We start from the raw sequence: 2,977 nt of genomic DNA, 5'->3' as shown, positions 1-2,977 counted from the left end.
CCCCGGCGGCCACCGCCGCCCTCGCACTCCTCGTCTCCGGCTGCGGCTCCCTCACCACCTCCGGTGACGAGGCCGAGCGGGAGACCCACAGCCTGGAGGAGGGCTTCCACGTCGGACTCCTCCTGCCCGAGCTCCAGACGGCCCGGTACGAGGCCTTCGACCGGCCCTACTTCGAGGAAGCCCTCACGGAGCTGTGCCCCAACTGCGAGCTCTCCTACGCCAACGCCGACCAGGACGTGGACCAGCAGCAGACGCAGGCGCAGGCCATGCTCACCGACGGGGTCGACGTGCTCGTCCTGGACGCGGTCGACTCCGAGGCCGCCGCGGGCACGATCAACGAGGCCCACGCCCAGGGCGTGCCCGTGATCGCCTACGACCGCCTCGCCCAGGGCGGCGCCGACATGTACGTCTCCTTCGACAACGTCCGTATCGGTCGGATGCAGGCCGAGGCGCTCCTGGAGGCGATCGAACAGGACGGCACCTCCGGAGAGGGCCAGATCGTCATGATCAACGGCGCCCCCAGTGACCCCAACGCCGGTTACTACAAGACCGGCGCCCACGAGATCCTCGACGGCCAGATCGAGATCGGTCAGGAGTTCGACACCCCCGACTGGTCGCCCGACCAGGCCAACACCCAGATGGAGGGCGCCATCACCACCCTGGGTGTGGATGAGATCACCGGCGTCTACTCGGCCAACGACGGCATGGCCTCGGGTGTCATCTCCGCCCTGCGCAGTGCGGGCGTGGAGACCGAGGACCTGCCCCCCGTCACCGGCCAGGACGCCGAACTGGCGGCCATCCAGCGCATCATCGCCGGTGAGCAGTACATGACCATCTACAAGGCGATCCGCCCCGAGGCCGAGATCGCCGCGGCCATGGCCGTCTCCCTGGCCACCGGCGAGGAGCTCGACGCGGGCGAGTACAGCCTCACCGACGTCGAGTCCGCCGACGGCGAGACCGTCCCGTCGATCCTGCTCGACCCGATCGTGGTCACCGAGGCGAACATCGGCGACACGGTCGTCTCGGACGGTTTCTACACCATCGAGGAGATCTGCGCCGACGACTACGCCGACACCGAGTTCTGCGAAGAAGCCCTGTAGACCCACGGTGCGACGCCACGGAGGACGGGGCGGGCCGACCGGCCCGCCCCGCTCCCCGGGGCGAGGAAAGAGACACGAGCACGATGAGCACACCCGTCCTGGAACTGTCCGGGATCTCCAAGACCTTCGGGGCCGTGCGCGCCCTCAGCGAGGTCGACTTCCACGTCGGTGCCGGAGAGGTCGTCGCCCTGCTCGGCGACAACGGAGCCGGTAAGTCCACCCTGGTCAAGGTGATNNNGGGCCGGCCAGCCGGTCACCATCGGTTCGCCCTCCGACGCCCAGCGGCTCGGCATCGCGACCATCTACCAGGATCTCGCCCTGTGCGACAACCTGGACATCGTCGGCAACCTGTTCCTCGGCAACGAACGGCTGCACTTCCCGGGCACCCTCGACGAGGTGGCCATGGAGAGCCGGGCCCGGGAACTCCTGGACTCCCTCTCGGTGCGCATCCCCGACCTGCGCGTCCCCGTCTCCGGCCTGTCCGGCGGTCAGCGCCAGATCATCGCCATCGCCCGCTCCCTGCTGGGACAGCCCCGCGTCGTCATGCTCGACGAGCCGACCGCCGCGCTGGGAGTCGCCCAGACCGCGCAGGTCCTCGACCTCATCGAGCGCCTGCGTGACCAGGGCCTGGGAGTGGTACTGATCAGCCACAACATGGCCGACGTGCGCGCGGTCGCCGACCGTGCCGTGGTGTTGCGGCTGGGCCGCAACGCCGGGGACTTCCCCATCGCGGAGACCAGCTACGAGGAGATCGTGGCCGCTATCACCGGCGCCGCGGACAACCCGGTCACCCGCCGCTCCGAACGTACCGGCGCCTCCGCCGTGGCCACGAAGGACCACTGATGACCCAGCAGACACACCTCACACAAGAGGACACCACCACCGCAGGGGCCCCCGCCGAGGCCGCACGCGACCCCCGGCTGCTCGTCACCGCGGCCTCGCCGCGCGGCTGGCTCCAGGTCCTGCGACGCAACGTGCGCGGCGGCGAGCTCGGGCCGATCCCGGTCGTCATCGGGCTGATCCTGATCGGCATCGTCTTCCAGTCGATGAACGACCGGTTCCTGTCCCCACAGAACCTGTCCAACCTCACCGTGCAGATCGCCGCCATCGGCCTGATGACCACCGGCGTGATCATGGTCCTGCTGCTGGGCGAGATCGACCTGTCCATCGGATCGGTCGCCGGTCTGGCCGCCGCCGTGCTGGCGGTGCTCGCCGTGCGGTACGGACTCCCGGAATGGCTGGCGATCCTCGCGGCCCTCGGGGTGGGTCTCGTGATCGGCCTCATCCACGGGGTGATCTTCGCCAAGGTCGGCGTACCCGCCTTCGTCGTCACCCTCGCCGGTCTGCTGGGCTGGCAGGGTGTGCACCTCTACCTCATGGGCAACGACGGGACCATCAACACCAGTTCGACGGGCCCGATCGCGCTCCTGACCCAGACCTACTTCGTTCCGGTCGTCGGCTGGGCCATCGTGCTGGTGGTCCTGGCCCTGTACCTGCTCTCCGTCCTGACCGTCGAGAGCAAGCGGCGCCGGTCGGGGCTGCCCAACCGGGCGCCGGTCGAGGTCCTGGCCCGGACCGCTCTGCTGGCGCTCCCGCTGGTCGGCGGTGTGTGGATGCTCAACCAGTACAAGGGCGTCCCCCTGGCCTTCCTCATCTTCGTCGGCTTCGTGGCGGTGCTGGACCTGGTCCTGCGCAAGACCCGTTACGGCCGCATGGTCTACGCGGTGGGCGGCAACGCCGAGGCGGCCCGCCGCGCGGGCATCAACGTGGACCTCATCCGCGTGTCGGTGTTCGGTATCGCCTCCGCGCTGGCCGCGCTCGGCGGGATCATGCTGGCGTCGCGCAACTTCGCGGCGAGCGTGTCCACCGGTGGCGGC

2 protein-coding genes and 1 pseudogene are annotated in these 2,977 nt (G+C 69.7%); all 3 read left to right on the top strand.

Features of this window, described 5'->3' with window-relative positions; translation table 11 throughout:
- Window positions 1-1,100 (top strand): ABC transporter substrate-binding protein (locus D471_RS0108930; protein WP_017598305.1); only part of this gene is annotated, 1,100 nt, incomplete at its 5' end.
- Window positions 1,101-1,183: 83 nt separating this feature from the next.
- Window positions 1,184-1,943, top strand: a pseudogene (locus D471_RS33600) (ATP-binding cassette domain-containing protein).
- Window positions 1,943-2,977, top strand: a 1,035-nt coding sequence (locus D471_RS0108920) for a sugar ABC transporter permease (RefSeq protein WP_017598303.1), incomplete at its 3' end; no start/stop codon positions are given. The pseudogene D471_RS33600 and the gene D471_RS0108920, both read left to right, overlap by 1 nt.

Source organism: Nocardiopsis lucentensis DSM 44048, assembly GCF_000341125.1.
GTDB classification, from domain to species: Bacteria; Actinomycetota; Actinomycetes; order Streptosporangiales; family Streptosporangiaceae; genus Nocardiopsis; species Nocardiopsis lucentensis.
This window is presented reverse-complemented; position numbering and strand designations above follow the sequence as displayed.